Below are 26,649 nucleotides of genomic sequence, written 5' to 3' on the forward strand. Positions count from 1 at the left end.
GGAGAGCCAGGATGGCCGCGAGCGCTGCGTCGAGCACCACTGAAATCAAGGACTTGTACGAGATGGGCGAGGTTCCGCCCCTCGGTCACGTGCCGGCGAAGATGTACGCCTGGGCGATCCGTCGCGAGCGCCACGGACCGCCGGAGCAGTCGCACCTCCTCGAGGTGCTGCCGGTGTGGGACATCGGCGACGACGAGGTGCTGGTCTACGTCATGGCCGCCGGCGTCAACTACAACGGCGTCTGGGCCGGCCTCGGCGAGCCGATCTCGCCCTTCGACGTGCACAAAGGCGAATACCACATCGCCGGCTCCGATGCGTCGGGCATCGTCTGGAAGGTCGGCGCCAAGGTGAAGCGCTGGAAGGTCGGCGACGAGGTCATCGTCCACTGCAACCAGGACGACGGCGACGACGAGGAGTGCAACGGCGGCGATCCGATGTTCTCGTCGTCCCAGCGCATCTGGGGCTACGAGACCGGGGACGGCTCCTTCGCCCAGTATTGCCGGGTGCAGTCGCGCCAGCTCATGGCCCGCCCCAAGCACCTCACCTGGGAAGAGGCGGCCTGCTACACCCTGACCCTCGCCACCGCCTACCGCATGCTGTTCGGCCACGCGCCCCACACCGTCCGGCCCGGCCAGAACGTGCTGATCTGGGGGGCAAGCGGCGGCCTCGGCGTGTTCGGCGTCCAGCTCTGCGCCGCGTCCGGCGCCAACGCCATCGCGGTGATCTCCGATGAGTCGAAGCGCGACTACGTCATGAGCCTCGGCGCCAAGGGCGTCATCAACCGCAAGGAGTTCGATTGCTGGGGCCAGCTGCCGAAGGTGAACTCGCCTGAGTACAACACCTGGCTCAAGGAAGCCCGCAAGTTCGGCAAGGCGATCTGGGACATCACCGGCAAGGGCAACGACGTCGACATCGTGTTCGAGCACCCGGGCGAATCGACCTTCCCGGTCTCGACCCTGGTGGCCAAGCGCGGCGGCATGATCGTGTTCTGCGCCGGCACCACCGGCTTCAACATCACCTTCGACGCCCGCTACGTCTGGATGCGCCAGAAGCGCATCCAGGGCTCGCACTTCGCCCACCTCAAGCAGGCCTCGGCCGCCAACCAGTTCGTCATGGATCAGCGCATCGACCCGTGCATGAGCGAGGTGTTCCCCTGGGAGAAGATCCCCCAGGCCCACACCAAGATGTGGAAGAACCAGCACCCGCCCGGCAACATGGCCTGCCTCGTCAACGCCCCCCGCGCCGGCCTGCGCACGGTGGAAGACGTGATCGAGGCCGGCCGCAAGGGCTGAGCCTCACCCCCTCACCTGCCCTTCTCGGAGGGCAGGTGCTTGGCGTAGTCCTCGCGCTCCTCTTTCTGCTTGATGAGGTCCGCATAGGCCTGCCGCATCTCGGGCGAGACGGAGACGGAGCGGGTCTTCTCCTTCTTCCGCTTGGGCGCTTTCTTGAACTGGTTGGCGGTCTCGGTCATCGGCTGGTTCCGGATGGGTCGCGTCGCCCCGAGCATAGGCCAGGCAGGCGACGTTCGCGAGACAGGAAGGGCGAATGGTTCCGGTCGGCCCCGCGCACTGATAGAGACGGTCCAACACGATTTCCGGACCGGACGAAACAAATGGACAAATTCACCACCCTGGAGGGCGTCGCGGCGCCCATGCGGATCATCAACGTCGACACCGATCGGATCATCCCCAAGCAGTACCTCAAGACCATCAAGCGCACGGGCCTCGGCAAGGGCCTGTTCTCGGAGATGCGCTACCGCGACGACGGCTCGGAGAATCCCGACTTCGTCCTGAACAAGCCGGCCTATCGCAACACGAAGATCCTCGTCGTCGGCGACAATTTCGGTTGCGGCTCGTCGCGCGAGCACGCGCCCTGGGCGCTGACGGATTTCGGCATCCGCTGCGTGATCTCCACGAGCTTCGCCGACATCTTCTTCAACAACTGCGCCAAGAACGGCATCCTGGCGATCACGGTCTCGGCGGAAGACCTCGAAAAACTGTTCGAGGATGCCGAGCGCGGCGCCAACGCCACCCTGTCGGTGGATCTGGAGGCCCAGACCATCAAGGGGCCGGACGGCGGCACCCTGCATTTCGACATCGATCCGGGCCGCAAGGAGAGCCTGCTCAACGGCCTCGACGAGATCGGCCTGACCCTGAAGCGGGCGCCGTCCATCGACGCCTACGAGCAGAAGATCGCCGCGCGCGGCTGGGCCTGAGATCCCGCGTGCTCATGGTTCGTTTACCATGGGCACGCCTTAAGGGTGGGTAGACCCGAACCCGCTCCGGAGACCGCCCCATGACGCCGCGCGCGACGCTCACCGCCCTCTTCTGCCTCGCCGGCACGGCCGCCGCGCCGGCGGCCCGGGCCGACTTCCAGGATTGCCTCGCCGGCCTCCAGTCCCAGGCCGCCGCGCAGGGGATCTCGGCCCAGGCGTTTCGCGCGGCGACGAACGGCATCGCCCACGACCCCAAGGTCCTCGAACTCGCCGGGGCCCAGCCCGAGTTCAAGACGCCGATCTGGGATTACATGGCGGCCCTCGTCGACGAGGAGCGCGTCGACGACGGCAAGGCGGCCATGAAGCAGCATGGCCAGGCGTTGGCGAACGCGGAGAGCCGCTACAGCGTCGACCGCTACACCATCGCGGCGGTGTGGGGCGTCGAATCGAACTTCGGCAAGAACCTCGGCAAGATGCCCCTGGTCCAGTCCTTCGCCACCCTGATCTGCGCCAACCACCGCCGGAAGGACTTCTTCAAGGGCGAGCTCATGGCGACCCTCAAGATCATCGAGCGCGGCGACATCGACCCCTCGCGCCTCAACGGCTCCTGGGCCGGCGCCTTCGGCCAGACCCAGTTCATGCCCACCACCTACCAGCGCCTCGCCGTCGACGGCGACGGCGACGGGCGCCGCGACCTCGTCGATTCGGTCCCCGATGCCGTCGCCTCCACGGCCAACTTCCTGCGCGTGGCGAAGTGGCAGAACGGTCAGCCCTGGGGCTACGAGGTCCGCCTGCCGCGCGGCTTCAACGCCGGGGCCGCCGGCCGCAAGAACCGCCACGCCGTGTCGCACTGGGCGTCCCTGGGCGTGACCCGCATCGACGGGCGTCCGCTGACGGGTGATGCGCCCATCGGCATCCTCATCCCCGCCGGGGTCAACGGCCCCGCCTTCGCGGTGACGAAGAACTTCGACGCGCTCTATTCCTACAACGCCGCCGAATCCTACGGCCTCGCCATCGCGGTCCTGTCCGACCGCCTGCGCGGGCGCCCCGGCATCCAGGCCGAGTGGCCGACGGACGATCCGCCCCTGTCGCGGGCCGAGCGCCGCGACCTCCAGACCCGTCTGGCCGCCCGCGGCTACGACGTCGGCGAGCCCGACGGCAAGGTCGGGTCCAAGACCCGCGACGCCATCAAGGAAATCGAGCGCAGCCTCGGCATGCCGCAGACCGGCCGTCCGGGCGCGAAGGTGCTGGAGGCGCTGCGGCGGGGGTGAGCGGGCGGCGGGGATCTGCTCGCCGCATCCCATCCACCGCCTCGGGATGAGAGCTACGGCCTTCACCCGTCTGCGTTTTTGGAAGCGGAACGCGTCCCTCTCCCCCTTGCGGGGCTACCGGATTCACACATCCGCCTGGTGGCTGATATCGAGTGCCACAATGAGCCGGCATCAAGCGCGACAGGCCCCCTCTCCTGAAAGGAGAGGGTTGGGGTGAGGTGTGCGAACTCTCCGTAGAATCCACACACCTCACCCTGTCCCTCTCCTTCCAGGAGAGGGGACCCGTGCTGCCCGCGAGATATACGAACGCCGTAGCTTGCGGGGAGAGGTTAGGAGTGGGGGTGGTCGGGTGACCCTCGCCCGGCGGAGGCTGGCGGAGCCACCCCGACCTCCAACTCCTTGCCGCAACCTCCAACTCCTTGCCGCAAGGGGAAAGAGGGCCGCGTGGCGTTGAAATGTATGAATCCGGCACCGATGAGGAAGCGGGTCGGGGCGACGGACAAACGAAAAAAGCCGGGCAATCGCCCGGCCTTCCGCATTGGTCCAAATCCGAAAAAACTTACTCGGCGGCGGTCTTCGCGGCGGACTTGGCGGCCTTCTCGGCCTTGCGGGCGTCCTTGTTCGCCTTCGAGGCGTCGGCCTTGGCGGCCTTCTCGGCGGGGCGGTCGGCGCGCTCGACGATGCGGGCGGACTTCCCGCGACGGTCGCGCAGGTAGTACAGCTTGGCGCGACGCACCTTGCCGCGACGGACGACGGTGATCGAATCGATGAGCGGCGAGTAGAGCGGGAACACGCGCTCGACGCCTTCGCCGTAGGAGATCTTGCGGACGGTGAAGCTCTCGTTGAGGCTGCCGCCGGAGCGGGCGATGCACACGCCCTCGTAGGCCTGCACGCGGGTGCGCTCGCCTTCCTTCACCTTGACGTTCACGATGACCGTGTCGCCGGGCTGGAAATCGGGGATGGTCTTGCCGAGCGAAGCGATCTGCTCCTGCTCGAGCTGCTGGATGATGTTCATCGGTTACGTCCTGCCGGTGCGCGCCCGGGGTCCCCGGATGGGACCGCGTGCGTCAGGATTTCGGCATCCTGTTTTGAGTTGAGGCGGGCCTTACACGAGGGGCCCGGACTTGTCCAACGACCGGTCTCGCTCACTCTCCCCTTGGAACCGGTCGAGCCCGCCTCCCATCCGCGGCGTGCGGTTGAGAAAATCCGCCGCACGGTCCACATGAGGACGGTGCCGGGTTCTCCCGGCATCATTCCCGGCCGGCCTTGAACCGGCGCAGCGGACGAGGATTCTCGCAGCCATGTTCATCCAGACCGAAGCCACCCCGAACCCCGCCACCCTGAAGTTCCTGCCCGGCCGCGTGGTGCTGGACAGCGGCACCTTCGAGGCGCGCGACTCAGAGGCCGCGACCCGCTCGCCCCTGGCCCAGCGCCTGTTCGACGTGCCGGGCGTCGCCGGGGTCTATTTCGGCCACGACTTCATCTCCGTCACCAAGGCCGAGGACGAGAACCTGTGGCCGCAGGTGAAGCCCGCCATCCTCGGCGCGATCATGGAACACTTCCAGTCCGGCGCCCCCGTCCTCGCCGAGGGCACCAGCTCCGCGGACGACGACGCGGAGGAGTTCTTCGATCCGGCCGACGCCGACACGGTGGTCACCATCAAGGACCTGCTCGAGACCCGCGTGCGCCCGGCCGTGGCCGGCGACGGCGGCGACATCACCTTCCGGGGCTACAAGGAGGGCGTGGTCTACCTCGAGATGAAGGGCGCCTGTTCGGGCTGCCCCTCCTCCACCGCGACCCTGCGCAACGGCGTCCAGAACCTGTTCCGCCACTTCCTGCCGGAAATCCGCGAAGTCCAGGCCATCTGAGTCATCGCGGCGGCGCCATCTCCGGCGCAAAGCGGCAACACTGCACCGCGAATCTCGCCGATCCGGCCGCTCCGCACTCACGGGGCGGCCGTTTTTGTCCTACCATCCAGTCCCCGGCGGGCTGGCATTCAAGGCCCCGGCGGGAGCGTGATCGGCTCGAGCGGGCCGGGGCACATCGGGAGTGACGTTGCGTATCCTGGCCATCGACACGGCGCTCGACGCCTGCTCCGTCTGCATCGCGACGGATGCGTCCGACGATCTCCTCGCCCACGAGTCGATGATCCTCGGGCGCGGCCACGCCGAAGCCCTGCTGCCCATGGTCGAGCGCGTGGTCTCGCGCGTGGATGGCGGCTTCGAAGCCCTCGACCGCGTCGCCGTCACCGTCGGTCCCGGCAGCTACACCGGCCTGCGCGTCGGCCTGTCGGCGGCCCGCGCCATCGGCCTCGCCACGGGCATTCCCGTCGTCGGCGTCACCACCCTGTCGGCCCTGCTCGCCCCCCTCCTGGCCCTCAACGGCGCCGGTCTCATCGTCGCCGCCGTCGATGCCCGCCACGGCGCGGTCTACCTCCAGGCCATGAGCATGGCCGACGGCATCGTCGTCCCACCCAGTTTGCTGCCCCTGGAAGAGGCCGCCGCCATGCTCGACGGCACCGTGACCCTGGTCGGCTCCGGCGCGCCGGCGCTCGCCGCCCTGCTGAAGGCGCGCGGCCTCGACGTGCAGCTCGCCGGGACGGGACCCGCCGACATCGCCTGGATCGCCTCCCTGGGCATGCTGGCCGACCCCGCCCAGGCCCTGCCCCGCCCGCTCTACCTGCGCGGCCCCGACGCCCAGCCCCAGGATCACGCGAGGCTCGCCCGCCGATGACGCGACCGATGACCCCGTTCTGGCCGTTCGAGATGTGGTCCGCGTGGTGGGAGGCCTGGGGCGGGGCGCCCTACGTCGCCATCCTGCGCGATTCGGGTCAGGCCCGGGCCCTCGCCCGCCTCCACGCCACCGCCTTCGCCCGGCCCTGGGACGCCCACGAGTTCGAGCGCATGCTGTGCGAGCGCTCCACGGAGGCCCACGCCCTGTGGAAGGGCGGCACCATCCAGGGCTTCGTCCTCTCGCGAAAGGCCGCGGACGAGGCTGAGATCCTCACGGTCGTGCTGGCGCCGGGCATGCGTGGCAACGGCCTGAGCCGCAAGCTCGTGGCCGACCACCTCGCCCACCTCGCGTTGAGCGGCGTGCGCCGGGTCCACCTCGAAGTCGACGAGGGCAACGCGCCGGCCCTCAAGCTCTATGCCCGCCACGGCTTCCGGCAGGTCGGCGAGCGCACGGGCTACTATGCCCGCGCCGACGGCGGCCGCGCCACCGCCCTCACCATGACGGCCGAGCTGGCGTGAGGCGCCCGGCGGCCCGATGACCCGCGTCGGTACGATCCTGCGCCTTGCGCTCTGCGCCCTCGCCTTCGGGCTGATGGTCGGGCCCCATCTGCTGAGCCGGCGCTACGGCCGCGGGCGCCTGGCCGGCGACCTGCCGACGCGGTTCCACCGGACCTTCCTGCGCCTGTTCGGCGTGCGCGTGACCCAGAGCGGCACCCCGCCGGCGCCGGGCGAGCCGGCTTTGGTCCTCGCCAACCACATCTCCTGGCTCGACATCCTCGTGCTCGGGTCCCTGCGCCCCCTGTCCTTCGTGGCCAAATCCGAGATCGCCGCCTGGCCGGTCATCGGCACCCTGGCGCGGCTGCAGCGCACGGTGTTCATCGACCGGGCCCGGCGGGCGGCCACGGCGGACGTCAATGCCACCGTCGCCGACCGCCTCGCCGGTGGGGATCTCATCGTGCTGTTCGCCGAGGGCACCACGGGCGACGGCACCCGCCTGCTGCCGTTCCGATCGTCCCTGGTGGGCGCGGCCCGCGCCGCCATCGACGGAACCGGACCCGAGCGCATCCGCCTGCAGCCCCTCGCCATCACCTATCCGCGCCGCAACGGCCTGCCCCTGGTGCGGGCCGAGCGGCCGGGCATCGCCTGGTACGGCGACATGGAGCTCGCGCCCCACCTGTCCGACTTCTTCGCCAACGGCCCCGTCGACGTGCACGTGGTCTGGGGCGCCCCCATCGCCTTCGAGGCCGGCACCGACCGCAAGCGCGCGACGGCCCTGGCGCAAGCCTCCGTCCGCGACGCCCTCCAACGCGCGGTCACGGGCCGGCCGCCGAAAGGCGCGGTCTGGAGCGGCACGCGCCGCCTGCCCGACACGGCGTCCGACGGGACGGCCTCCGGCATACCCGCCCTCTGAGGCGTTTGCGCCCGCCCTGCCGGTCGCGACGCCGCGCGGGAACCGTGCTAAGGGCTCGGGCGAAACGCGGGTCGGGACCGGACTGTTGAAGAAAGCCTTCGTCAAATCCTACGGCTGCCAGATGAACGCCTACGACGCCACCCGGATGGCGGACGTGCTCGGCGCCGAGGGCTACGTCGCGACGGAGACGGTGGAGGAGGCGGATGTCGTCATCCTCAACACCTGCCACATCCGCGAGAAGGCGGCCGACAAGGTCTATTCCGAACTCGGGCGCCTGCGCGTCCTCAAGACCGAGCGCGGGGCGGCCGGCCACGACACCCGCATCGTCGTCGCCGGCTGCGTCGCCCAGGCCGAGGGCGCCGAGATCCTCTCCCGGGCGCCGAGCGTCGACGTGGTCGTCGGCCCGCAGAACTATCACCGCCTGCCCGACCTGCTCGCCCGCTCGCGGACGAAGCGCGTCGTCGACACGGAATTCCCCATCGAGGACAAGTTCGACCACCTGCCGGCACGGCGCACCCTCGGGGTCACGGCCTTCCTCACGGTGCAGGAGGGCTGCGACAAGTTCTGCGCCTTCTGCGTGGTGCCCTACACCCGCGGCGCCGAGGTCTCCCGCTCCGTGGCGGCGATCCGGGCCGAGGCGGAACGGCTGCTCCAGGGCGGCGCCCGCGAGATCACCCTCATCGGCCAGAACGTGAACGCCTATCACGGCCTCGGCCTCGACGGCGGCGCGGCGTCCCTGCCGGACCTCATGCGCACCATCGCTGGACTGCCGGGGCTCCTGCGCCTGCGCTACACCACGAGCCACCCCAACGACATGGCGCCCGACCTCGTAGCGGCGCACAGCAGCCTGCCGGCCCTGATGCCGTTCCTGCACCTGCCGGTGCAGTCGGGCTCGGACCGGGTGCTGAAGGCGATGAACCGCAAGCACACGGCGGAAGCCTACCGCGAACGCATCGCCGCGGTGCGGGCCGTGCGGCCCGACATCGCCCTGTCGTCGGACTTCATCGTCGGCTTTCCCGGCGAGACCGAGGCGGAGTTCCAGGAGACCATGAGGCTCGTCGCCGACATCGGCTTCGCCAGCGCCTACTCGTTCAAGTACAGCGCCCGCCCCGGGACCCCGGCGGCGGAGTGGGCCGACGCGGTGCCGGAGGACGTGAAGACCCGCCGTCTCCACGCCCTCCAGGCCCTGCTCGATGCCCAGCGCCACGCCTTCAACGCCTCCTTTGTCGGTTCCGTCGTGGAAGTGCTGGTGGAGAAGGCCGGGCGCCACGCGGGTCAGGTCGCGGGCAAGACGCCTCACCTCCTTCCCGTTCAGTTCGACGCGCCCACATCCACCATCGGCACCCTGGTGCCCGTGCGGATCGTCCGGGCCGGCTCCAACAGCCTGTTCGGCGAGGCCGTGGCCGACGCGGCGGTCGCGGCGTGAGCCGAGCGATCCCGTTCCGTGTGATCACCATCGAAGGAAACCGGCGTGGCAGCATCTGACGGGATCGGCCGGGGCGGCCCCTTGCGCGGGCGCGGCCCGGCGGCGCGCACGGGCGAGATCGTCGAATCCCTCGAGGCGTCCCTGACCTTCGACGACAACCGCCTCGCGAGCCTCGTCTTCGGCCAGTACGACCAGAACGTCGCCCATATCGAGCGTCGCCTCGACGTCGTCGCCACGGCTTTGGGCAACCACCTCGTCATCAAGGGGTCGCCCGAGGCGGCGGAGAAGGCCCGCAAGGTGTTCGAGCGCCTCTACGCCCGGGTGCGGGCGAGCGGCACCGCCCTGACCCTCGGCGACGTCGACGGCGCGATCCAGGAGACGACGCAGCAGGGCACCCTGTTCCCGGCGGCCGAGGTCAGCGCCGAGCCCGACCGGCCGGTCTTCGACCAGATCGCCACCCGCCGGCGCGGCGCCGTGCGCGCCCGCAATCCGGCCCAGGACGCCTACATCAAGCTCCTGCGCACCCGCGAGCTCGTCTTCGCCGAGGGTCCGGCCGGCACCGGCAAGACCTGGCTCGCCGTGGGCCACGCCGTCTCCCTGCTGGAGCAGGGCCATGTCGAGCGCATCATCCTGTCCCGCCCCGCCGTCGAGGCCGGCGAGCGCCTCGGCTTCCTGCCCGGCGACATGCGCGACAAGGTCGATCCGTACCTGCGCCCGATCTACGACGCCCTCTACGACTTCATGGAGGCCCGCCACGTCGATCGCGGCCTCCAGACCGGGATCATCGAGATCGCGCCCCTGGCCTTCATGCGCGGGCGCACCCTGACCAACGCCGTGGTGCTCCTCGACGAGGCGCAGAACACCACCTCCATGCAGATGAAGATGTTTCTGACCCGCCTCGGCGAGAACTCGCGGATGATCATCACGGGCGATCCGAGCCAGGTCGATCTGCCGCCGGGCCAGCGCTCGGGCCTCGTCGAGGCGGTGAACATCCTCGACGGCGTCGAGGGCATCGGCCGCGTCACGTTCCGCGACGTCGACGTGGTCCGCCACGACCTCGTCCGCCGCATCGTCACCGCCTACGAATCGGCCGCCCACGGCGAGCACGATTCCGATCGCAACCCGAACCCGCGCCGCCGGCCGAGCGCATGACCGTCGAGAACGAGATCGACGTCGCCGTCGAGGACGAGCGCTGGGAAGGCGTGACGCCCGACCTCGAAGCCTTCGTCGTCCGCGCCGTGGAGGCCGGCCTCGCCGTGGCGCCGGACTTGCCCGAGGGGGCGGTCGAGGTCAGCATCCTGCTCACCACCGATGCGGCCGTGCGGGCGCTGAACAAGACCTGGCGGGCCCAGGACAAGCCCACCAACGTCCTGTCGTTTCCAAGCCCCCCGCAGCCCCCCCATGCGGGAATGGCGCGGCCCCTGGGCGATGTCGTTCTTGCGTATGACACGATGCTGCGCGAGAGTGCGGAGCAATCGAAGCCGCTCAGCCATCACCTCGCGCACCTCCTTGTCCATGGCACCCTCCACCTCCTCGGTCAGGACCACGAGACGGGCGACGCGGACGCCGAGGCCATGGAGGCGCTCGAAGTCGCGGCCCTCGCCACCCTCGGCGTGCCCGATCCCTACGCCGATTGAGCGGCAGCAACGCCGGCCATCCCAGATCAGAGAGACATGACGAACGATCGAAGTCGCGGCGCGGCCCAGGCCGCGCCCAGCGCACATGACGGTGAGGCTCAGGCCCGCGAGCCCTGGTACGACCGCCTGCTGCACGTGTTCCACCTCCGGCCGCGCGATTCGTTGCGCGACGACATCGAGGACCGGCTGGCCGAGCCCGATTCGGGCGAGAACGCCTTCTCGCCCATCGAGCGGGCCATGCTCAAGAACGTGCTCGGCCTGCACAAGGTGCGGGTCGACGACGTGATGATCCCGCGCATCGACATCGTCGCCGTGTCCATGGACACGAGTCTCGGCGAACTGCTGAAGCTGTTCCGCACGGCCGGGCATTCGCGCCTGCCCGTCTACGGCGAGACCCTCGACGACCCCAAGGGCATGGTCCACATCCGCGACTTCGTCGATCACATCGCCGCGCGGGCGGAAGCCGGTTTCCGGCGCCCGGGCGCGTCGCCCGTCGAGACCCCGGACGAGGCGCCGCCCCCGCGTCCCCGCCGGGGCGCCCGCGCCCTGCGCACGCTCAACCTCGGCAACGTCGATCTGTCGGCGACCCTGGCGTCCACCCGCATCCAGCGCCCGGTCCTGTTCGTGCCCCCCTCCATGCCGGCCATCGACCTCCTGGTGCGGATGCAGGCGACCCGGACCCACATGGCCCTCGTCATCGACGAGTACGGCGGCACCGACGGCCTCATCTCCATCGAGGATCTCGTCGAGATGGTGGTGGGCGACATCGAGGACGAGCACGACGTGGCCGAAGGGCGCCTCGTCCACCGCGTCGAGGGCGAGGGCGACGTGTTCGTCGCCGATGCCCGCGCGGGCCTCGCCGAAGTGTCGGAGGCCAGCGGCGTCGACCTCGTCGCGGCGGTCGGCGACATGGCCGAGGAGATCGACACCATCGGCGGTCTCATCGTCACCCTGGCCGGCCGCGTGCCGTCGCGGGGCGAGTTCATCGCCGGTCCGGGCGACCTCGAATTCGAGGTGCTCGACGCCGACCCGCGCCGGGTCAAGCGCCTGCGCCTGCAGCGCGGCGACGCGCGGATCACCGCGGTGGTGCCCCTGGCCCTGCCGCCGCCCGCGCCCAACCCGAGCCTCGAAGCCCCCGCGTCGTGACGGCGCCCCTCGCGTCATGAACCGCAGCCGCGCCGACGCCGTGCCGGCGGCGGGGCCCCTCGCCGTCCTCGCCCAGTGGGTGATGCTGAGCGCGGGGTGGCACCGGTTGCTCCTGGCCTATTGCGCCGGTGCCTTCGGGGCCCTGGCGATGCCGCCCTTCGGGGCGCTTCCGGCCCTCGCCGTCGCCCTCGCCGTCGGGGTCTGGCTCCTGGACGGGGCCGCGACGGGCCGAAGCGCCTGGCGCACCCTCCGGGTCGCCGGGCTCATCGGCTGGGCCTGGGGCTTCGGCTACCTCACGGCCGGCCTGTGGTGGCTCGGCTCGGCCTTCCTCGTGGAGGCGGAGGACTTCGCCTGGGCCCTGCCCCTCGGGGTGATCGGCCTGCCCGCCGTCCTCGGCCTGTTCTACGGGCTCGGGTTCGCCCTCGCCCGCCTCCTCTGGTCGCCGGGCGCGGGGCGGCTTCTGGCCCTCGGCTTCGGCCTCGCCACCTGCGAATGGCTGCGCGGGCACCTCTTCACCGGGTTTCCCTGGAACAGCCTCGGCATGGCGCTGGGCCAGAACCTCTGGCTGATGCAGTCGGCCGCCGGCATCGGCCTCTACGGCCTTACCCTCCTCGCCGTCCTCGTCGCCGCCGCGCCCGCGACCCTCGCCACGGGTGCGACCCGATCCGGGCGCCTCGTCCCGACCCTCGCGGCGGGCCTGGTCCTCGCGGCCATGGCCGTCCTCGGCGCCGCGCGCCTGCCGGCCGGTCCGGACGCCACGGTGGCGGGCATCCGCCTGCGCCTCGTTCAGCCGAACCTCAACCAGGACGCCAAGTTCCGCCCCGAGAACCGCGCGGACATCCTTGACCGCTACATCGAACTCAGCGACCGGGCCGCCGCCCCCGACCGTTCGGGGATCGCCGACGTCACCCACGTGATCTGGCCGGAATCGGCGTTTCCCTTCCTGATCCAGCGCGATCCGGAAGCCCTGGCGCGCATCGCCGCCGCCCTGCCGCCGGGCACGCAGCTCATCACCGGCGCGGCCCGCGCCGACACGCCGGCCGAGGGCGAGCGCCCGCGCTTCTTCAATTCGATCCTCACCCTCGCGGCCGGACCGAAGCTCGGCGACGTCTACGACAAGGTCCACCTCGTCCCCTTCGGCGAGTACCTGCCCGGCCCCCTCGACGCCACCTTGCGCGCCCTGCGCATCCGGCAGTTCGTGGCGATCCCCGGCGGCTTCACCGCAGGAGACCGGGCGCGTCAGCGCATCCTGTCGGTGCCGGGCCTGCCGCCGGTGGCCGCCACCATCTGCTACGAGGCGATCTTTCCCGGTGCCATCGTGCCGGAAGCGACGCCGAGCGGTCCGCCGCCGGTGCCGGGGCTGATCCTCAACCTCACCAACGACGCCTGGTTCGGCGACACCCCCGGCCCCCGCCAGCACTTCGCCCAGGCGCGCCTGCGCGCCGTCGAAGAGGGGCTGCCCCTGGTGCGCGACGCCAACACCGGCATCTCGGCCGTGGTCGATGCCCATGGGCGGATCACCGCGAGCCTGCCCGTCGGGGTCGAGGGCGTCCTCGACGCCGATCTTCCCGTACGCCTGACCCAGCGCACGCCCTATGCCCGTTTCGGCGATGCGCCCTTCGCCCTGATGCTGGGCCTCGCGTTCCTCGGGGCGCTGGCCGTGCGGCGCCGGTCGCCCGGGGCCGCATGACGAGGGCCGCACGACGGGGACCGCGTGACGTGAGCGGCCCGGCCACCCTCCACCCCGCCCTGGTCGGCGTCGGGATCATGCTCGTCGCGTTCAACCTGCGCCCGGCCCTGACCACGGTCGGTCCCCTCCTCGAGGCGATCCGGGCGACGACGGGACTGAGCACCGCCGGGGCCGCTTTCCTCAACACCCTGCCGGTCCTGTGCATCGGCCTCGCCTGTGCGCTGGGACCCGTGGTGATCCACCGCCTCGGCGCCGACCGGGGCGTGCTCCTCGCCGTCGCCGTCGTGGCCCTCGGCTCGGGTTTGCGCGGCCTCGGCGGCCTCGCGCCGCTCTTCGTCGGCGCCTGCCTCGCCGCCATGGGGATCGGCCTCGCCGGCGTCCTGCTGCCGGGCCTGGTCAAGCGTGATTTTCCGGCCCGCGTCGGCCTGATGACCGGGCTCTACACAATGGTCCTGTGCCTCGGCGCCGCCGCCGGGGCCGGGCTCAGCGTCCCCCTCGCCCAATCCGTCGACGGGTGGTCCCCGGCCCTCGGCCTCTGGGGCGTGCCGGCCCTCGTCGCGACCCTGGCCTGGCTGCCCTTCGCCCGCAGCGCCGACCCGGCCGCGCCGTCCGTGCGGCGGCCGCCCCTGTGGCGGGACACCCTCGCCTGGCAGGTCACCGGCTTCATGGGCCTGCAATCGTCCCTGGCCTACATCATGTTCGGCTGGCTGCCGGTGCTGCTGCACGATCGCGGCCTGAGTGCCGTCGATGCCGGGTTCGTGGCGTCGCTGATGAGCCTCGGGCAGGCGCCGGCCGCCCTCCTGGTGCCCACCCTCGCCGCCCGCGCCCGCGATCAGCGCCCCTTCGTGGCCGGCCTCCTCGCCGTGGCCGTCGTCGCCCTGCTCGCCCTCGCCATCGGCCCCGTCGACCTCGTGCGGCCCTTCGGGATGGTGCTCGGCTTCGGCATCGGCGGCCTGTTCGGTCTCGGGCTCACCCTCATCGTCCTGCGCGTCCGCGACGCCGCCGCGACGGCGTCCCTCGCGGCGATGTCGCAGAGCGTCGGCTACACCCTCGCCGCCCTCGGGCCCCTGGGCTTCGGCCTCGCGCACGACCTCACCGGGCGCTGGGGCGCCTCCGTCGGCCTGTTCTGCGCCATCGCGTTCGGCGCCCTGCTGTTCGGCCTCGGGGCCGGCCGCGACCGGAAGGTCGGCGGCCCCTGACGGCCGCGCCGCGCGTCGCGATGGCGGACGCCCGACGCGCTCAGGCGATCGCCCGCATGGGCGGGTGGTACACCGTCATGCCGGCCGCGGGGCGCGACGCGGTGAGGCCGTTCTGCATGATCCAGGCGAGGGTCTGCGCCTGGGGCATGGGCCGCGCGAAATGGTACCCCTGCAGGATGGGGCATCCGAGTCCGACCAGGATGTCCGCCTGCGCCCTGGTCTCGACGCCCTCGGCCACCACGTCGACGCCGAGGGATTGGGCGAACGCGAAGATCGCGCCCGTCAGCCGGCGATCCTTCTGCACGTCGCCCAAATTCTGGATGAAGCTCTTGTCGATCTTGATGCCGTCGAAGTTGATGGTGCGCAGGGAGCCGATGGACGAATAAGCGACGCCGAAATCGTCGACGATGATGCGCACGCCCATCCGCCTCAGGGCGGCGAGATCGGCCCCGCCGCGCTCGGTGGAGTACACGGCCTCTTCGGTGATCTCGATGGCGATGGCGGTCGGCGCGACGCCGTGGGCCGTCAGCTCCCGGGCGATCATGTCGGCGACCCGGTAGGTGCCGAACTCGTCGGGCGAGACGTTGAGCGAGACGACGATGCCGGGGCGTCCGAGCTGTGCGAGCTTCTGGGCCATGCGGCACACGCCCTGGACCACCGCCCGGGTGAGACGCTCGGACTGCCGCGTGGCGGCGGCGGCCCTGACCACGTCCGGCGGCGACAGCCATCCGAGTTCCGGATGGTTCCAGCGCAGGAGGGCCTCCAATCCGCAGACCTCGCCGGTCCCGCTCTCGACCTGCGGCTGGAACCACACTTCGATCCCGCCCCCGTCCACGGCTTCGATGAGGTCCCGGCCGATCAGCTGGCGGATCACCGCCCCGCGCCGCATGTCGTCGCCGAACGCGCGCCACGTCGCGCGTCCCTCCGACTTGGCCCGGTAGAGCGCGAGATCGGCGCAGCCCTGCAGGTCCTTCACCGTGACGCCGTCCGTGGGATAGCGCGCGAAACCCACGCTGGCGCCGGTCTGCCAGGCCCGGTCGGAGAGCAGGAACGGTTCGCCGAGCCGCCTCACGATCCTCTCGGCGATCGCTTCGTCCTCCGCCGCCATCGTGGGCCGGAAGATGAGCGCGGCGAACTCGTCGCCGCCCAGGCGCGCGATGAGATCGTCGGGCCCCAGGAGGTCTTTCAGGCGCCGGGCCACTTCCATCAGCGCCGCGTCGCCCTCCGCATGGCCCAGGGTGTCGTTGATCTCCTTGAAGCGGTCGAGGTCGATCAACATGACCGTCAGGTCACCCTCGCCCGAGGCGGAACGGGCCAGGAACTGGTCGAAGGCCCTCTGATAGGCGACCCTGTTGGCGAGTCCGGTGAGATGGTCGTGGGTCGCGACATATTCCAGGCGATGGACGGCCTGCGTCGCAACGTCGTTCGCGGCCTGCAACGACGCGGCGAGGTGGGTGGCTTCGTATTTCAGCCGTGCGGCGTGCTTGAACTGCTGCTCGGTCTTGGTGGACGCCTTGATCATCATGACGGCGAGCAGGAACAGGTTCAGGGCGATGATCCGCGACTCGATGGGATCGGCGGTCGCGAGGAGCAGGATCAGCACGAGATTGTGCGGGCCGACGAAGGCGAGGACGACCCCGCGGTGTGCCGTCGACTGGATGGCGGCACCGGCGGTGATCCCACAGAAGGCCAGGCCCGTGCCGATGGTGAAAGCCTGCCCCGCGACGGCGACCCCGATGAGGCCCACCGCCCAGCAGAAGCCGGAGAGAAACGCGCCGAGCGTATAACCGACGAGTATTCGAGCGGGCTCTCTCTCCGACCTTCCCGTCTTCCACCAGTAGGAGGCCAACGTCAGGCGCGTGACATTGATGACGGCATTGGAACCGACCCAGGCGAGCAGGAAACCATGGTCGACGCTGGGCCACATCATGATGGCGAACGAGCAGGACACGAAGACGTTCGAGATCAGCGCCGGGAGCAGGGCATGATGGACGGCGCTCAATTGATCGCGCGTCACGAGCGACTCGATCGTCTGCGGCCCTCTACGCATCGCTTGCTCAACTTTCCCGCCGAACCAGCACAAACATCGCACCTTCGGATGTTGGCATAAGGCAGCGAGAAACGTGAAAAATATCTTGCTGGAGGGCGACTCCGACGAGTGGAGGAGACTATTCCTGCCTCATAAATCCAGAATAGACCATATCGTACAGAGTTCTGTCGGCCTCGCGATCCTGTTTTGCTCGAAGTCGACAGTCGAATTTCCCTGGATTTGATTCATGGCGAGATTTGTATTTCGACGATGCGTGGTCTGCCCGCAAGCATCGGGGTATTCCAGCGCAAGTGGTGGCAGCCATGACGCATGATATCCCAGGACGCGCCGACTTCCGTTTCGTCCCTCGACGCGCGAACGTCGTGTCGCTTGCGCCGCGTCGTCTTCCGACATGTCTCGCGGTGCATGACGGTCGCGGCCAAATCCATCCGCGACCGGCGACGCACGGCCTGCGCGCAAAGAAAAGCCCCGCAGGGTCGGACCCTGCGGGGCTTCTAGCCGCGCACGAACGCTGCGGGTCTCAGGTCACTCGGCGGCGACGCGGTGGGCCTGGCTGCCATCAGTGTAGGTCTCGGCCTGGAGGCGCTTGCCCGGGGCCGCGCGGCCCGGCAGGGGCGGCAGGGTCAGGGCCTTCTGCAGGTCGATGCCCGCACCCTCGGCGACGCGGCGGCCGTAATCCGCATCCGCGTGCGAGAAGTGCCAGACCATCCGGAGCTGGATCGCCTCGGGGCACTGCTTCATGTCGCCGACGAGGTTGGCGATGAGGTCGTCCCGCTCCCAATCCTGGAACGAGCGGTAGCGCACGCCGGCCTGGGCGTAATCGTCCTCGGTGCGCGAGGTCTGGTAGCGGCCGAGCTGGCCCTGCACCGGCTGGTGATAGTCCTTCGCGGGCTTCGGCGCTTCGGCGAGGCCTTCGCCGAGGGTCGAGGGCTCGTAGTTGATGTGCCGGTTCGGGCCGGTGCCGTCGACGCCGTAGGTCATCTGGCCGTCGCGCTGGTTCGAATAGACCTTCACGCCGGGCTGCGGCGCGTTGATCGGCAGCTGCAGGTAGTTGGCGCCGACGCGGTAACGCTGCGTGTCCGAGTAGGACAGAGTGCGCCCCTGGAGCATCTTGTCGTCCGAGAAGTCGATGCCGTCCACCAGAACGCCGGTGCCGAAAGCAGACTGCTCGACTTCCGCGAAGAAGTTGTCCGGCACGCGGTCGAGCACCATGCGGCCAACGGGCAGGAGCGGGAAGTCCTCCACCGGCCACAGCTTGGTGTCGTCGAGGGGATCGAACGACAGGTGGTCGTTCGGGCCGTCGGGCATGATCTGCACGCAGAATTCCCACTCGGGAAAGTTGCCCTTGGAGATGTTGTCGTAGAGGTCGCGGGTGGCGTGGCCGACGTCCTTCGCCTGGATCTCGGACGCCTGGGCCGAGGTCAGGTTGCGGATGCCCTGCTTCGGCTCCCAGTGGAACTTGCAGAGCACGGCTTCGCCCTGGTCGTTGACGAGCTTGTAGGTGTTGACGCCCGAGCCCTCCATCTCGCGATAGTTGGCCGGAATGCCCCAGGGCGACTTCAAATGAGTGACCATGTGGATGGCTTCGGGGTGCTGGGCCACGAAGTCGAAGAAGCGCCACGCCTCCTGGCGGTTCGTCACCGGGTCGGGCTTGAACGCGTGGATCATGTCGGGGAACTTGATCGCGTCGCGGATGAAGAAGACCTTGAGGTTGTTGCCCACCAGATCCCAGTTGCCGTCGACGGTCTTGAACTTCACCGCGAAGCCGCGCGGATCGCGCTCGGTCTCAGGCGACTCCTTGGCGCCCGCGACCGTGGAGAAGCGCACGAACATCGGGGTCTTCACGCCGGTCTCGTTGAGCACGCGGGCGCGGGTGTACTTGGACGCCGGCTCGTTGCCGATCTTGCCGTAGGCTTCGAAGTAGCCGTGCGCGCCGGCGCCGCGGGCATGGACCACGCGCTCGGGGATGCGCTCACGGTCGAAATGGGTGATCTTCTCGATGAACTGGTAGTTCTCGAGGGTCGCCGGACCACGCTCGCCCACCGTGCGGGTGCTCTGGTTGTCGCGGACCGGGTGGCCCTGGCGGGTGGTCAGGATCGGGCGCTGTTCGGTCATCGGGCATTCTCTCCGAGAGGTTGTGTCGGGCCAGGGGACGATTCGGGAGCCGGACGGCTCGAAAAACACATCGACCCTGGAATAGTTCTGAGACAGCTTTATGAACCCTCCCCGGGCGTTTGGCCAATGCATCGTGGCAAACGTTCTGATAGGCGTAGCCTATGAACCTGTCCGGCCTGTCCCTGCGCGACCTCGAATATGTGGTGGCCGTCGCCGAGGAATCGCATTTCGGCCGCGCCGCCGAACGGTGCAACGTCAGCCAGCCGACCCTGAGCGTGCAGGTGCGCAAGCTCGAGGAAGCCCTGGGCCTCGTCCTGTTCGAGCGCGGCAACCGCAGGGTGATGCTCACCCCCGCCGGGCAGGGCATCGTCCGCCAGGCCCGCACGGTCCTGGCCGAGGCGCAGCGCCTGCTCGTCCTGGCGAGCGAGGGACGCGGGGCGCCCCTCACCGGCCGCCTCGTGCTCGCCGCGATCCAGACCCTGGGACCGTACCTCTTCCCCCTCGTCCTGCGCAGCCTGCGCCAGGAGTTTCCCCTGCTGGCCCTGGCGCTCAGCGAGGCCCGCACGGCCGAGATCCTGGAGGGGCTCCGCGACGGGCGCATCGATGCCGCCCTGCTGTCCCTGCCGGTGCCGTCGTCGGGACTGACGCTCTCGCCGCTGTTCATCGAGCCGTTCCTCCTCGCCTGCCCGGCCGATCACGCCCTCGCCCGGGGCGGAGCGCTGCGGGCCCGCGACATCGCCGGGCCGGACCTCCTGCTCCTCGACGAGGGCAACTGCCTGCGCGACCAGACCGTGGCGGCCTGCGGCGCCGGAAGTGCCGCGGGCCGCCACGCCACGAGCCTCGAGACCCTGCGCTCCATGGTGGCGGCGGGTGCGGGCTACACCCTGCTGCCGGCGCTGGCCGTGCCGACCAGCCCCGATCCCAGCGGCTTGACCGTGACGCGCGGCTTCGACGTCGACGGCCCCGGCCGCACCATCGCGCTCGCCTGGCGCGCCAGCGATCCGCGCGGCGCCGGCCTGTCGCATCTGGCCGCGTTCTTCCGGGCCCACGCGCCCATGGGGACCGCCGCCTGCCGCGACGACGGTGCCGCCCGCCTCCCACGGGCGCGCCGTGACAGCGTGGCCGATCCGGTGTAGCGCGCAGGCCTCCGTCCCCCCTGCCCCCGGCTCTCGACTTTGCTCCCTTTCCGGTCCCTCGGCCTCTGGACGGCCCTCGTCGCGGCCTCGGGCGCCCTCGCGTACGGCCTCGCCGCCGCGCATTTCCCCGCCGCCCTCCTGCTCGGGCCGATGCTCGCCGCCATCGCGTTCGGCGTCGGCGGCGCCGGGCTCGGGGTCCCGAAACCCGGTTTCCTCGCGGCGCAGGCGATGATCGGCTGCCTCGTGGCGAAAGCCGTCACCACGGAGATCGTCGCCACCATTACGGAGGACGGTTGGCTCATCCTCGCCGTGGTCCTCGTCACCGTGGTGGCGGGCGCCGTCGTCGGCTGGGCCCTGACCCGCCTGCGCATCCTGCCCGGCACCACCGCCGCCTGGGGGTCCTCGCCCGGCGGCGCCGCCGCCATGGTGGCGATGTCGGAAGAGTACGGCGCCGACCCGCGCCTCGTCGCCTTCATGCAGTACGTCCGCGTCGTCGCCGTGGTGCTGTCGGCCTCCGCGGTGGCGCGCCTGCTCACCGATGTCGCCGCCCCCGCCGCGCCCGCGCCCGATGCGACGCCGCCGCTGGCCGTGCTGGCGACCCTCGCGGTGGCGGCGGCGGGCTTCGGCCTCGCGTCCCTCCTGCGGATGCCGGCCGCCGCCCTCATCGGGCCGATGCTCCTCGGCGCCCTGCTGCACGCCCTGGGCCTCGTCGGCATGGCCCTGCCGATGCCGCTCCTCGACCTCGCCTACGCGACCATCGGCTGGTACGTCGGCCTGCGCTTCCGCCGCGAGACCCTGCGGGAGACCGTCGTCGCCCTGCCGGGTATCCTCGTGGCGACGGTGGCGGTCATCGCCCTCTGCGCGGTCTGGGCCTACGGCCTCACCCGCCTGCTGCCCATCGATTTCCTCACGGCCTACCTCGCCACCAGCCCCGGCGGCCTCGATTCCGTGGCGATCATCGCGGTGGGCTCGAAGGCGGACGTGTCGTTCGTCCTCGCGGTGCAGACCCTGCGGCTGTTCGTGGTGCTGCTCACCGGACCGCTTTTGGCCAAGTGGATCGCCAGGGGCGCGCCGGACAAGGGCACGCTGGACAAGGGCACGCTGGACAAGGGCGCTCCGAAGGCCTGACCATGCGCGCGCTCCTCATCGCCTTCCTCAATTCCTGGCGCGGCCTCGTCCACGGCGCCCGCACGGAGCGGGCGGTGCGCCTCGAACTCGCGCTTCTTCTGCTCGGCCTGCCCCTGGCGATGGTGCTGGGCGCAACCCTCTGGGTCCGCGTCGCCCTGCTCGCGAGCCTGCTCCTGATGCTGGCCGCCGAGTTCCTCAACACGGCCGTGGAGAAGCTCTGCGACCATCTCCACCCGGGCCATCACCCGAAGATCGGCATCGTCAAGGATCTGGCCTCGGCCGGCGCGTTCCTCGCGCAGGGGATCGCTGCGCTGATATGGCTCGCGGCCCTCGTCGAGCGGACCGGCTGAGGCCGAACCCGCCGCTGGAGCGATCGCCCGGATCGCTGACGCTTGGAGCCGGCGGGCTTGCGTCGCACGCCACGGTGGACGACGATACCGGCGACCCTTACCGTTCCGGTCGCTTTACCAAGGGCAGGGGAGCCGACGATGACGACGCCACGCCAGCAGGAGAGGGTCTCGATCCGTCGCCGCGTGCTCGTCAGCAATACGGCAGCGAACATGATCGCGTCGCTGTATCCGTTCAACAAGACCAAGGCGAACGCTGCGTTGGCGGCGATCAAGGCGAGTGTGCTCGACTCGGACAAGGTCAGGAAGATCGTCGGCGTCGAGAATGCGTTCGTCGCGCGGGCCGGCGATCTGCGGGTGGTCTTCAAGAACGAGGGCGATTCGGTCGTCATTACCTCCGTCCTCGCGCAGGTCTGATGGCGAAGCCCTACTTCGACGCGCACGTGTTTCGCCTGATCGATGCCGAAGCCGAGCTCGTCGAATTCAAGACCCTCCTCGAGACTAATGTCGATCTCGCCGAGCGTGAGCAGGTGCTTGCGCGTTTCAGGACGTGCCCCAATCTCTGCGCGATGATGGGACAGTACAATGTCCGCCTGGGGATCGGCGATCTGATCAAGCGCGAGTTTCGGATTCTCCCGCATTTCCGGACCGATCTCACCGTCCGCCGCGCCGGCACCGACAACATCTGCCTGATCGAGTTCGAGGGTGCGTCCGAACGGCATATCTTCGAAGACAGCCAGCGCGGCGTCGACACGTGGGCGCGCGCGTTCGAAAAGGGGTTCAGTCAGGTCGTCGACTGGACGTGGGCGCTCGACCATTACCGCAAGACCGGAGATTACGTGGACGCCTTCGGCGGCGACCGACCCAATATCGTCGGCGTGCTTGTCATCGGACGCTCCACCGCGCTGTCGACGACGGTCCGCAAGGATCGGTGGGAGTGGCGTCGAAACAAGGTCAAGGCCGACAGCTTCACCCTGACCCTGGTGACCTTCGACGAACTCTATCGGGACTTCGAAATGTGGCTCGGCCTGAGAAGGATGGATGCCGCGGCCTCCTGAGGGGCGGTTTTTGTGGACGCGCCGCGCGACCAGCGGCCTCCCTCGCTTCTTGCGCCCCGAGGGCCTATGTGCGGGCAACAGTCTTCCGCACCGCACCACCGCCGGAGCCCGTGTCTCCTTGACCGACTATATCCGTAAAATCCTCACCGCCCGCGTCTACGACGTGGCCATCGAGAGCCCGCTGGATCCGATGCCGCGCATGTCCGCGCGCCTCGGGCGCCCGGTCCTCCTGAAGCGCGAGGACCTGCAGCCGGTGTTCTCGTTCAAGCTGCGCGGGGCCTACAACAAGATGTCGGGCCTCTCCGCGGAGGTGTTGTCGCGGGGCGTCGTCTGTGCCTCGGCCGGCAACCACGCGCAGGGGGTGGCGCTCGCCGCCGCGCGCCTGAACGTCCGCGCCGTCATCGTGATGCCGCGCACCACCCCGGCCATCAAGGTCGATGCCTGCCGGGCGCGCGGCGCCGAGGTGATCCTGTTCGGCGACGCCTTCGACGAGGCCCTGGGCCACGCCCGCGAACTGGAGGCGGCCCAGGGCCTGACCTTCCTGCACCCGTTCGACGATCCCGACGTGATCGCCGGCCAGGGCACCATCGGCATGGAGATCCTGACCCAGCATTCCGGGCCCATCGAGGCGATCTTCGTGCCCATCGGCGGCGGCGGCCTGGCGGCCGGCATCGCGACCTTCGTGAAGTACCTGCGGCCCGAGACCAGGGTGATCGGCGTCGAGCCGGACGACGCCGCCTGCATGGCGGCGGCGCTCGCCGCGAACGAGCGCGTCATCCTGCCCACCGTCGGCCTGTTCGCCGACGGCGTCGCCGTGCGCCAGGCCGGCGCGGAGACGTTTCGGCTCTGCCGCGAACACCTCGACGGGGTCATCACCGTCGACACCGACGCCATGTGCGCGGCGGTCAAGGACATCTTCGATGATACCCGCGCCATTTCGGAGCCGTCCGGCGCCCTGGCGCTCGCCGGGGCCAAGGCCTACGCGGCGCGCGAAGGCGGCGGCACCGGGACGCTGGTGGCGATCTCCAGCGGCGCCAACCTCAACTTCGACCGCCTGCGCCACATCGCCGAGCGCGCCGAGCTCGGCGAGCAGCGCGAGGTCCTGCTCGGCGTGACGATCCCCGAACGGCCCGGCGCCTACCGCGCCTTCATCCGGACCCTGGGCCCGCGCGCCATCACCGAGTTCAACTACCGCTACGCGCGGGGCGGCGACGCCCAGATCTTCGTCGGCATCAACCTGCCCGGCGGCGCGCCGGAGAAGCGCGCCCTCATCGCCGAACTGGCGGCGGCCGGCTACCGCGCCCTCGACATGAGCGACAACGAGATGGCCAAGGTCCATATCCGCTACATGGTCGGCGGCCGGGCGACGGGTCTCGCCGACGAGCGCCTCTGCCGCTTCCAGTTCCCCGAGCGGCCGGGCGCCCTGATGAAGTTCCTCGACGGCCTCGGCGACGGGTTCGACATCACCCTGTTCCACTACCGCAACCACGGCGCCGATTACGGCCGGGTCCTGGCCGGCATCGCGGTGCCGCCCGCCGAGCGCGCCCGCTTCGACGCCGCCATCGACGCGCTGGGCTATCCCTGCATCGACGAGACCGACAATCCGGCCTACCGGATGTTCCTCGACGACGGGACGGCGGCGACGCACGCTTGAACGATCGGTCGCCCGCGGCTGGGTTCTCCGCGTGCGGCCGCTTGTTTCCGACAACGCGAATTGTGGAACAAAAACAAAACTTACGGTTGTTTACTGAGGCAACACTAGCAATAAGATCAGGATTCAAACCTATTATAGGGACTTATCTGGACTTGATCGGACGATCGTCCTGCGTGCACGCGCCTTAATAAGAGATTCTTAGAGTTCTTTCGGCAGAGGAAAGGCCCCTTCTCGTGGTGCCGCCGAATGTCCGCTTTCGCCAGTCTCAAGGTCCGCCTCCCCGCCATCACCGTCGGCCTCGCCCTCGTCAGCGCCACGGCCATGGGCGGATTGAGCTGGCACTTCGCCCGGTCCGGCCTCGTCGAGGGCGCCCAGAACCGGCTGGAACTGGCGGCGGACGCGCGCAAGATCGGCATCGAACTCGTGGCGGAGCGGGCCGCCGGCGATCTCGCCACCACGGCGGCCAACCCGCAGGTCGGCGGCAACTTCGCGGACCTCGTCGAAGCCCTCGATCCGGCCAAGGCCGACTTCGCCCAGATCGTCCAGGCCTACACGTCTTCGGCCAGACCCGAGGATCGCCTCGCCGCCGAGGCGACGGGCACCATGTACGGGCGCCGTCACGGCAAGGTGCAGGAGGTGGCGCGCAAGCTCGTCGAGCGGCGCGGCTACGCCGACCTCATCTTCGTCTCCGAGGACGGGCGCCTCGTCTACACCACCACGAAGGGCGCGGATTTCGCCCATGCCCTGTCCGAGCGCGCGTTCGCCGAAACCGGCCTCGCCCGGCTGGTCCAGCGCCTGAAGGCGGGCGAGGCGGACGCGACCCTGTTCGAGGATTTCGCGCCCTACCCGGCCGAGGCCGGTCCCTCCGCCTTCCTCGGGCGGTCCATCGCGCGCCGCGCCAACGTCGCCATGGGAACCGGCCAGGCGGCCGAGCGCGTCGGCTTCGTGGTGATGCGCGTCACGCCGGCCCTGTTCGACCGGACCCTGTCCGATCGCGGCGGCCTCGGCGACACCGGTCAGGTCGTGGCGGTCGGCGCCGACGGGCGCCTGCGCAGCAATGCCCCCCTGGGTGGCGGTGCGACGGCCGGAACCGAGGCCGCGGGGTTCGGCCTGACGCCGGCCCTCCTCGGCACCGGCCACGCCTTCGGCTACGCGGCCGGCGACGGCGAGCGCATGGCGGCGACGGCCAAGGTCTCGGTCATGGGCGCGCCCTGGACCCTGGTCGCCACGCAATCCGACGACGAGATCCTCGGCGCCGTGGCGACCCTCACCCGCGCCCTCGCCCTGGCGGCCCTCGGCGTCCTCGCGGCCACGGCGCTCCTCGGCCTGCTGTTCGCGCGCTCCATCGTCCGTCCCCTCGGCGCCCTCACCCGGGCGCTGGACGCCCTCGCCCGCCGCGAGACCCTGGCCGACGTGCCCGGCGCCGGCCGCACCGACGAGATCGGCGGCATCGCGCGCGCCGTCGTCACCATCCGGGACATCTCCCTCGAGGACGCGGCCCGGCAGCTCGAGACGAATGCCGCCGCGCGGATGCGCGAGGAATCCGATCGGCGCGCCCTGCTCGCCGACCTCGCCGACGGCTTCGAGCGCTCGGTGGGCCGCATCGTCGAGACGGTGTCGCAGGCGGCCTCCGGCCTCAACCACGCCTCGGACAGCATGATCAGCGCCGTGGCCGGGACCGCGCGGCGCTCCGGCACCGTCGCGGCGACGGCGCACGAGACGGCCGGGAACGTCGACGCCGTCGCGGCGGCGGCGGAGGAACTCGGCGCGACGGTGGAGGAGATCGGCCGTCAGGTCGAGCAGGCCGCCGACATGTCGCGCAATGCCGTGGACGAGGCGAGCCGCACCGCCGAGACCATGCGCCGGCTCTCGGCCGCCGCCGCCCGCATCGGCGACGTCGTCGGGATCGTCTCGCAGATCGCCGGCCAGACCAACCTGCTGGCGCTCAACGCCACCATCGAGGCGGCCCGGGCCGGCGAGGCCGGGCGCGGCTTCGCCGTGGTCGCGGCCGAGGTGAAGAGCCTGGCCGAGCAGACCGCGCGCGCGACCACGGAGATCGGCCAGCAGGTGGAGGCGATCCAGGCCGCCACCGGGGAGGCCGCCGGCGCGATCCAGGGCATCGTCAGCCGCATCGAGGGTATGAGCCAGGTCACCGGCAGCATCGCGGCGGCCGTCGAGGAGCAGGGCGTCACCACCCAGGAGATCGTCCGCAACATGGGCCAGGCCTCGGCCGGTACCGGGGCGATGACGCAGGACATCGCGGCGGTGGCCCGATCCGCCGACGAAGCCGGGACCTCCGCCGGACAGGTCCAGCAGGCCTCCGCCGACCTCGCGCGCCAGTCCGAGAGCCTGCGGGCGGAAGTCGACGGGTTCCTCGCCACCGTGCGGGCCGCCTGAGTCGGCTTCCCACCGATCGGACGATCCCGGCCCGATC

Annotated in this window: 24 protein-coding genes; 20 read left to right on the top strand and 4 right to left on the bottom strand. The window is 70.4% G+C overall.

The genetic code is table 11. From position 1 onward, the window contains the following. The first annotated feature begins 11 nt into the window (after positions 1–11). Positions 12–1,292: a crotonyl-CoA carboxylase/reductase gene (gene ccrA, locus ASF28_RS14405; RefSeq protein ID WP_056093729.1), complete on the top strand. Its 1,281-nt coding sequence runs from the start codon at positions 12–14 to the stop codon at positions 1,290–1,292. Positions 1,293–1,303: 11 nt separating this feature from the next. On the opposite strand, the gene ASF28_RS23015 is transcribed toward ccrA, so the two are convergent. Further along, positions 1,304–1,471: a hypothetical protein gene (locus ASF28_RS23015; RefSeq protein ID WP_187272997.1), complete on the bottom strand. Its 168-nt coding sequence runs from the start codon at positions 1,469–1,471 to the stop codon at positions 1,304–1,306. Between the two features lie 141 nt (positions 1,472–1,612). On the opposite strand from ASF28_RS23015, the gene leuD reads away from it, so the two are divergent. Then, positions 1,613–2,215: a 3-isopropylmalate dehydratase small subunit gene (gene leuD, locus ASF28_RS14415; RefSeq protein ID WP_056093736.1), complete on the top strand. Its 603-nt coding sequence runs from the start codon at positions 1,613–1,615 to the stop codon at positions 2,213–2,215. Positions 2,216–2,295: 80 nt separating this feature from the next. After that, positions 2,296–3,486, top strand: coding sequence for a lytic murein transglycosylase (locus ASF28_RS14420; RefSeq protein WP_056093738.1), 1,191 nt, complete (start codon positions 2,296–2,298; stop codon positions 3,484–3,486). 559 nt (positions 3,487–4,045) lie between these two features. Here the strand turns inward: ASF28_RS14420 and rplS are convergent. Next, entirely contained in the window at positions 4,046–4,501 is a 456-nt protein-coding gene (gene rplS, locus ASF28_RS14425; protein WP_056093741.1) for a 50S ribosomal protein L19, read from the bottom strand. 286 nt (positions 4,502–4,787) lie between these two features. On the opposite strand from rplS, the gene ASF28_RS14430 reads away from it, so the two are divergent. From ASF28_RS14430 to ASF28_RS14475, 10 genes are all read left to right on the top strand, one after another. After that, positions 4,788–5,354 (top strand): NifU family protein, encoded by a 567-nt coding sequence (locus tag ASF28_RS14430; protein WP_056093744.1) that lies wholly within the window; start codon positions 4,788–4,790, stop codon positions 5,352–5,354. 187 nt (positions 5,355–5,541) lie between these two features. Further along, a complete protein-coding gene (gene tsaB, locus ASF28_RS14435) occupies positions 5,542–6,219 on the top strand; it encodes a tRNA (adenosine(37)-N6)-threonylcarbamoyltransferase complex dimerization subunit type 1 TsaB (protein WP_056094238.1) in 678 nt (225 codons plus the stop codon). Beyond that, positions 6,216–6,737 carry a GNAT family N-acetyltransferase gene (locus tag ASF28_RS14440; protein ID WP_056093747.1) on the top strand — a complete coding sequence of 174 codons (522 nt, stop codon included), beginning with the start codon at positions 6,216–6,218 and terminating at the stop codon, positions 6,735–6,737. Before tsaB ends, ASF28_RS14440 begins: the two co-directional genes overlap by 4 nt. Before the next feature lie 16 nt (positions 6,738–6,753). Then, positions 6,754–7,629, top strand: a complete 876-nt coding sequence (locus ASF28_RS14445) for a lysophospholipid acyltransferase family protein (protein WP_082476566.1) — start codon at positions 6,754–6,756, stop codon at positions 7,627–7,629. An 85-nt stretch (positions 7,630–7,714) separates the two neighbouring features. Continuing rightward, positions 7,715–9,055 (top strand): tRNA (N6-isopentenyl adenosine(37)-C2)-methylthiotransferase MiaB, encoded by a 1,341-nt coding sequence (miaB, locus tag ASF28_RS14450; RefSeq protein WP_056093750.1) that lies wholly within the window; start codon positions 7,715–7,717, stop codon positions 9,053–9,055. An 81-nt stretch (positions 9,056–9,136) separates the two neighbouring features. Beyond that, positions 9,137–10,207, top strand: a complete 1,071-nt coding sequence (locus tag ASF28_RS14455; RefSeq protein WP_244475041.1) for a PhoH family protein — start codon at positions 9,137–9,139, stop codon at positions 10,205–10,207. After that, on the top strand, positions 10,204–10,692 hold the full coding sequence (gene ybeY / locus ASF28_RS14460; RefSeq protein ID WP_056093753.1) for an rRNA maturation RNase YbeY: 489 nt from the start codon (positions 10,204–10,206) through the stop codon (positions 10,690–10,692). Before ASF28_RS14455 ends, ybeY begins: the two co-directional genes overlap by 4 nt. 36 nt (positions 10,693–10,728) lie before the next feature. After that, complete coding sequence (locus tag ASF28_RS14465; protein WP_056093755.1) at positions 10,729–11,838, top strand: hemolysin family protein; 1,110 nt, start codon at positions 10,729–10,731, stop codon at positions 11,836–11,838. Positions 11,839–11,920: 82 nt separating this feature from the next. After that, the gene (lnt, locus tag ASF28_RS14470; RefSeq protein ID WP_443189740.1) at positions 11,921–13,528 is read left to right on the top strand and encodes an apolipoprotein N-acyltransferase; all 1,608 of its coding nucleotides are present in this window, start codon (positions 11,921–11,923) and stop codon (positions 13,526–13,528) included. A 29-nt stretch (positions 13,529–13,557) separates the two neighbouring features. Continuing rightward, positions 13,558–14,727, top strand: a complete 1,170-nt coding sequence (locus tag ASF28_RS14475) for an MFS transporter (protein WP_244475022.1) — start codon at positions 13,558–13,560, stop codon at positions 14,725–14,727. 40 nt (positions 14,728–14,767) lie between these two features. Here ASF28_RS14475 and ASF28_RS14480 read toward each other — a convergent pair whose 3' ends face one another. Further along, on the bottom strand, positions 14,768–16,744 hold the full coding sequence (locus ASF28_RS14480; protein ID WP_056093761.1) for a putative bifunctional diguanylate cyclase/phosphodiesterase: 1,977 nt from the start codon (positions 16,742–16,744) through the stop codon (positions 14,768–14,770). 558 nt (positions 16,745–17,302) lie between these two features. Beyond that, positions 17,303–18,892 carry a catalase gene (locus ASF28_RS14485; RefSeq protein WP_056093763.1) on the bottom strand — a complete coding sequence of 530 codons (1,590 nt, stop codon included), beginning with the start codon at positions 18,890–18,892 and terminating at the stop codon, positions 17,303–17,305. A gap of 161 nt (positions 18,893–19,053) precedes the next feature. Here ASF28_RS14485 and ASF28_RS14490 point away from each other — a divergent pair, with 161 nt between their 5' ends. The 7 genes from ASF28_RS14490 (at position 19,054) to ASF28_RS14520 (ending at position 26,612) form a co-directional block, all read left to right on the top strand. Continuing rightward, the gene (locus ASF28_RS14490) at positions 19,054–20,028 is read left to right on the top strand and encodes a LysR substrate-binding domain-containing protein (protein ID WP_056093766.1); all 975 of its coding nucleotides are present in this window, start codon (positions 19,054–19,056) and stop codon (positions 20,026–20,028) included. Between the two features lie 39 nt (positions 20,029–20,067). Beyond that, the gene (locus ASF28_RS14495; protein WP_056093768.1) at positions 20,068–21,156 is read left to right on the top strand and encodes an AbrB family transcriptional regulator; all 1,089 of its coding nucleotides are present in this window, start codon (positions 20,068–20,070) and stop codon (positions 21,154–21,156) included. Between the two features lie 2 nt (positions 21,157–21,158). Then, positions 21,159–21,506: a diacylglycerol kinase gene (locus ASF28_RS14500; protein ID WP_056093771.1), complete on the top strand. Its 348-nt coding sequence runs from the start codon at positions 21,159–21,161 to the stop codon at positions 21,504–21,506. A 138-nt stretch (positions 21,507–21,644) separates the two neighbouring features. Next, positions 21,645–21,920 (top strand): hypothetical protein, encoded by a 276-nt coding sequence (locus ASF28_RS22870; protein ID WP_162240006.1) that lies wholly within the window; start codon positions 21,645–21,647, stop codon positions 21,918–21,920. Continuing rightward, on the top strand, positions 21,920–22,561 hold the full coding sequence (locus ASF28_RS22875; protein ID WP_056093778.1) for a Shedu anti-phage system protein SduA domain-containing protein: 642 nt from the start codon (positions 21,920–21,922) through the stop codon (positions 22,559–22,561). The genes ASF28_RS22870 and ASF28_RS22875 overlap by 1 nt, the downstream gene beginning before the upstream one ends. Next, positions 22,545–24,215, top strand: coding sequence for a threonine ammonia-lyase, biosynthetic (gene ilvA / locus ASF28_RS14515; RefSeq protein WP_274533128.1), 1,671 nt, complete (start codon positions 22,545–22,547; stop codon positions 24,213–24,215). The genes ASF28_RS22875 and ilvA overlap by 17 nt, the downstream gene beginning before the upstream one ends. A gap of 246 nt (positions 24,216–24,461) precedes the next feature. Further along, positions 24,462–26,612, top strand: coding sequence for a methyl-accepting chemotaxis protein (locus tag ASF28_RS14520; RefSeq protein ID WP_056093783.1), 2,151 nt, complete (start codon positions 24,462–24,464; stop codon positions 26,610–26,612). Positions 26,613–26,649 lie beyond the last annotated feature (37 nt).

Source organism: Methylobacterium sp. Leaf99, from assembly GCF_001422375.1.
GTDB lineage: Bacteria > Pseudomonadota > Alphaproteobacteria > Rhizobiales > Beijerinckiaceae > Methylobacterium.

Excerpts from the sequence above, each read along its gene's own strand:
- lnt (WP_443189740.1), top strand. The coding sequence starts at position 11,921 with ATGCTGAGCGCGGGGTGGCACCGGTTGCTCCTGGCCTATTGCGCCGGT.
- ASF28_RS14420 (WP_056093738.1), top strand. The coding sequence starts at position 2,296 with ATGACGCCGCGCGCGACGCTCACCGCCCTCTTCTGCCTCGCCGGCACG.
- ASF28_RS22875 (WP_056093778.1), top strand. The coding sequence starts at position 21,920 with ATGGCGAAGCCCTACTTCGACGCGCACGTGTTTCGCCTGATCGATGCC.
- ASF28_RS14465 (WP_056093755.1), top strand. The coding sequence starts at position 10,729 with ATGACGAACGATCGAAGTCGCGGCGCGGCCCAGGCCGCGCCCAGCGCA.
- ilvA (WP_274533128.1), top strand. The coding sequence starts at position 22,545 with ATGCCGCGGCCTCCTGAGGGGCGGTTTTTGTGGACGCGCCGCGCGACC.
- rplS (WP_056093741.1), bottom strand. The coding sequence starts at position 4,501 with ATGAACATCATCCAGCAGCTCGAGCAGGAGCAGATCGCTTCGCTCGGC.
- ASF28_RS22870 (WP_162240006.1), top strand. The coding sequence starts at position 21,645 with ATGACGACGCCACGCCAGCAGGAGAGGGTCTCGATCCGTCGCCGCGTG.
- ASF28_RS14490 (WP_056093766.1), top strand. The coding sequence starts at position 19,054 with ATGAACCTGTCCGGCCTGTCCCTGCGCGACCTCGAATATGTGGTGGCC.
- ASF28_RS14485 (WP_056093763.1), bottom strand. The coding sequence starts at position 18,892 with ATGACCGAACAGCGCCCGATCCTGACCACCCGCCAGGGCCACCCGGTC.
- leuD (WP_056093736.1), top strand. The coding sequence starts at position 1,613 with ATGGACAAATTCACCACCCTGGAGGGCGTCGCGGCGCCCATGCGGATC.
- ASF28_RS14430 (WP_056093744.1), top strand. The coding sequence starts at position 4,788 with ATGTTCATCCAGACCGAAGCCACCCCGAACCCCGCCACCCTGAAGTTC.
- ccrA (WP_056093729.1), top strand. The coding sequence starts at position 12 with ATGGCCGCGAGCGCTGCGTCGAGCACCACTGAAATCAAGGACTTGTAC.
- ASF28_RS14500 (WP_056093771.1), top strand. The coding sequence starts at position 21,159 with ATGCGCGCGCTCCTCATCGCCTTCCTCAATTCCTGGCGCGGCCTCGTC.
- ybeY (WP_056093753.1), top strand. The coding sequence starts at position 10,204 with ATGACCGTCGAGAACGAGATCGACGTCGCCGTCGAGGACGAGCGCTGG.
- ASF28_RS14445 (WP_082476566.1), top strand. The coding sequence starts at position 6,754 with ATGACCCGCGTCGGTACGATCCTGCGCCTTGCGCTCTGCGCCCTCGCC.
- ASF28_RS14520 (WP_056093783.1), top strand. The coding sequence starts at position 24,462 with ATGTCCGCTTTCGCCAGTCTCAAGGTCCGCCTCCCCGCCATCACCGTC.
- ASF28_RS23015 (WP_187272997.1), bottom strand. The coding sequence starts at position 1,471 with ATGACCGAGACCGCCAACCAGTTCAAGAAAGCGCCCAAGCGGAAGAAG.
- ASF28_RS14440 (WP_056093747.1), top strand. The coding sequence starts at position 6,216 with ATGACGCGACCGATGACCCCGTTCTGGCCGTTCGAGATGTGGTCCGCG.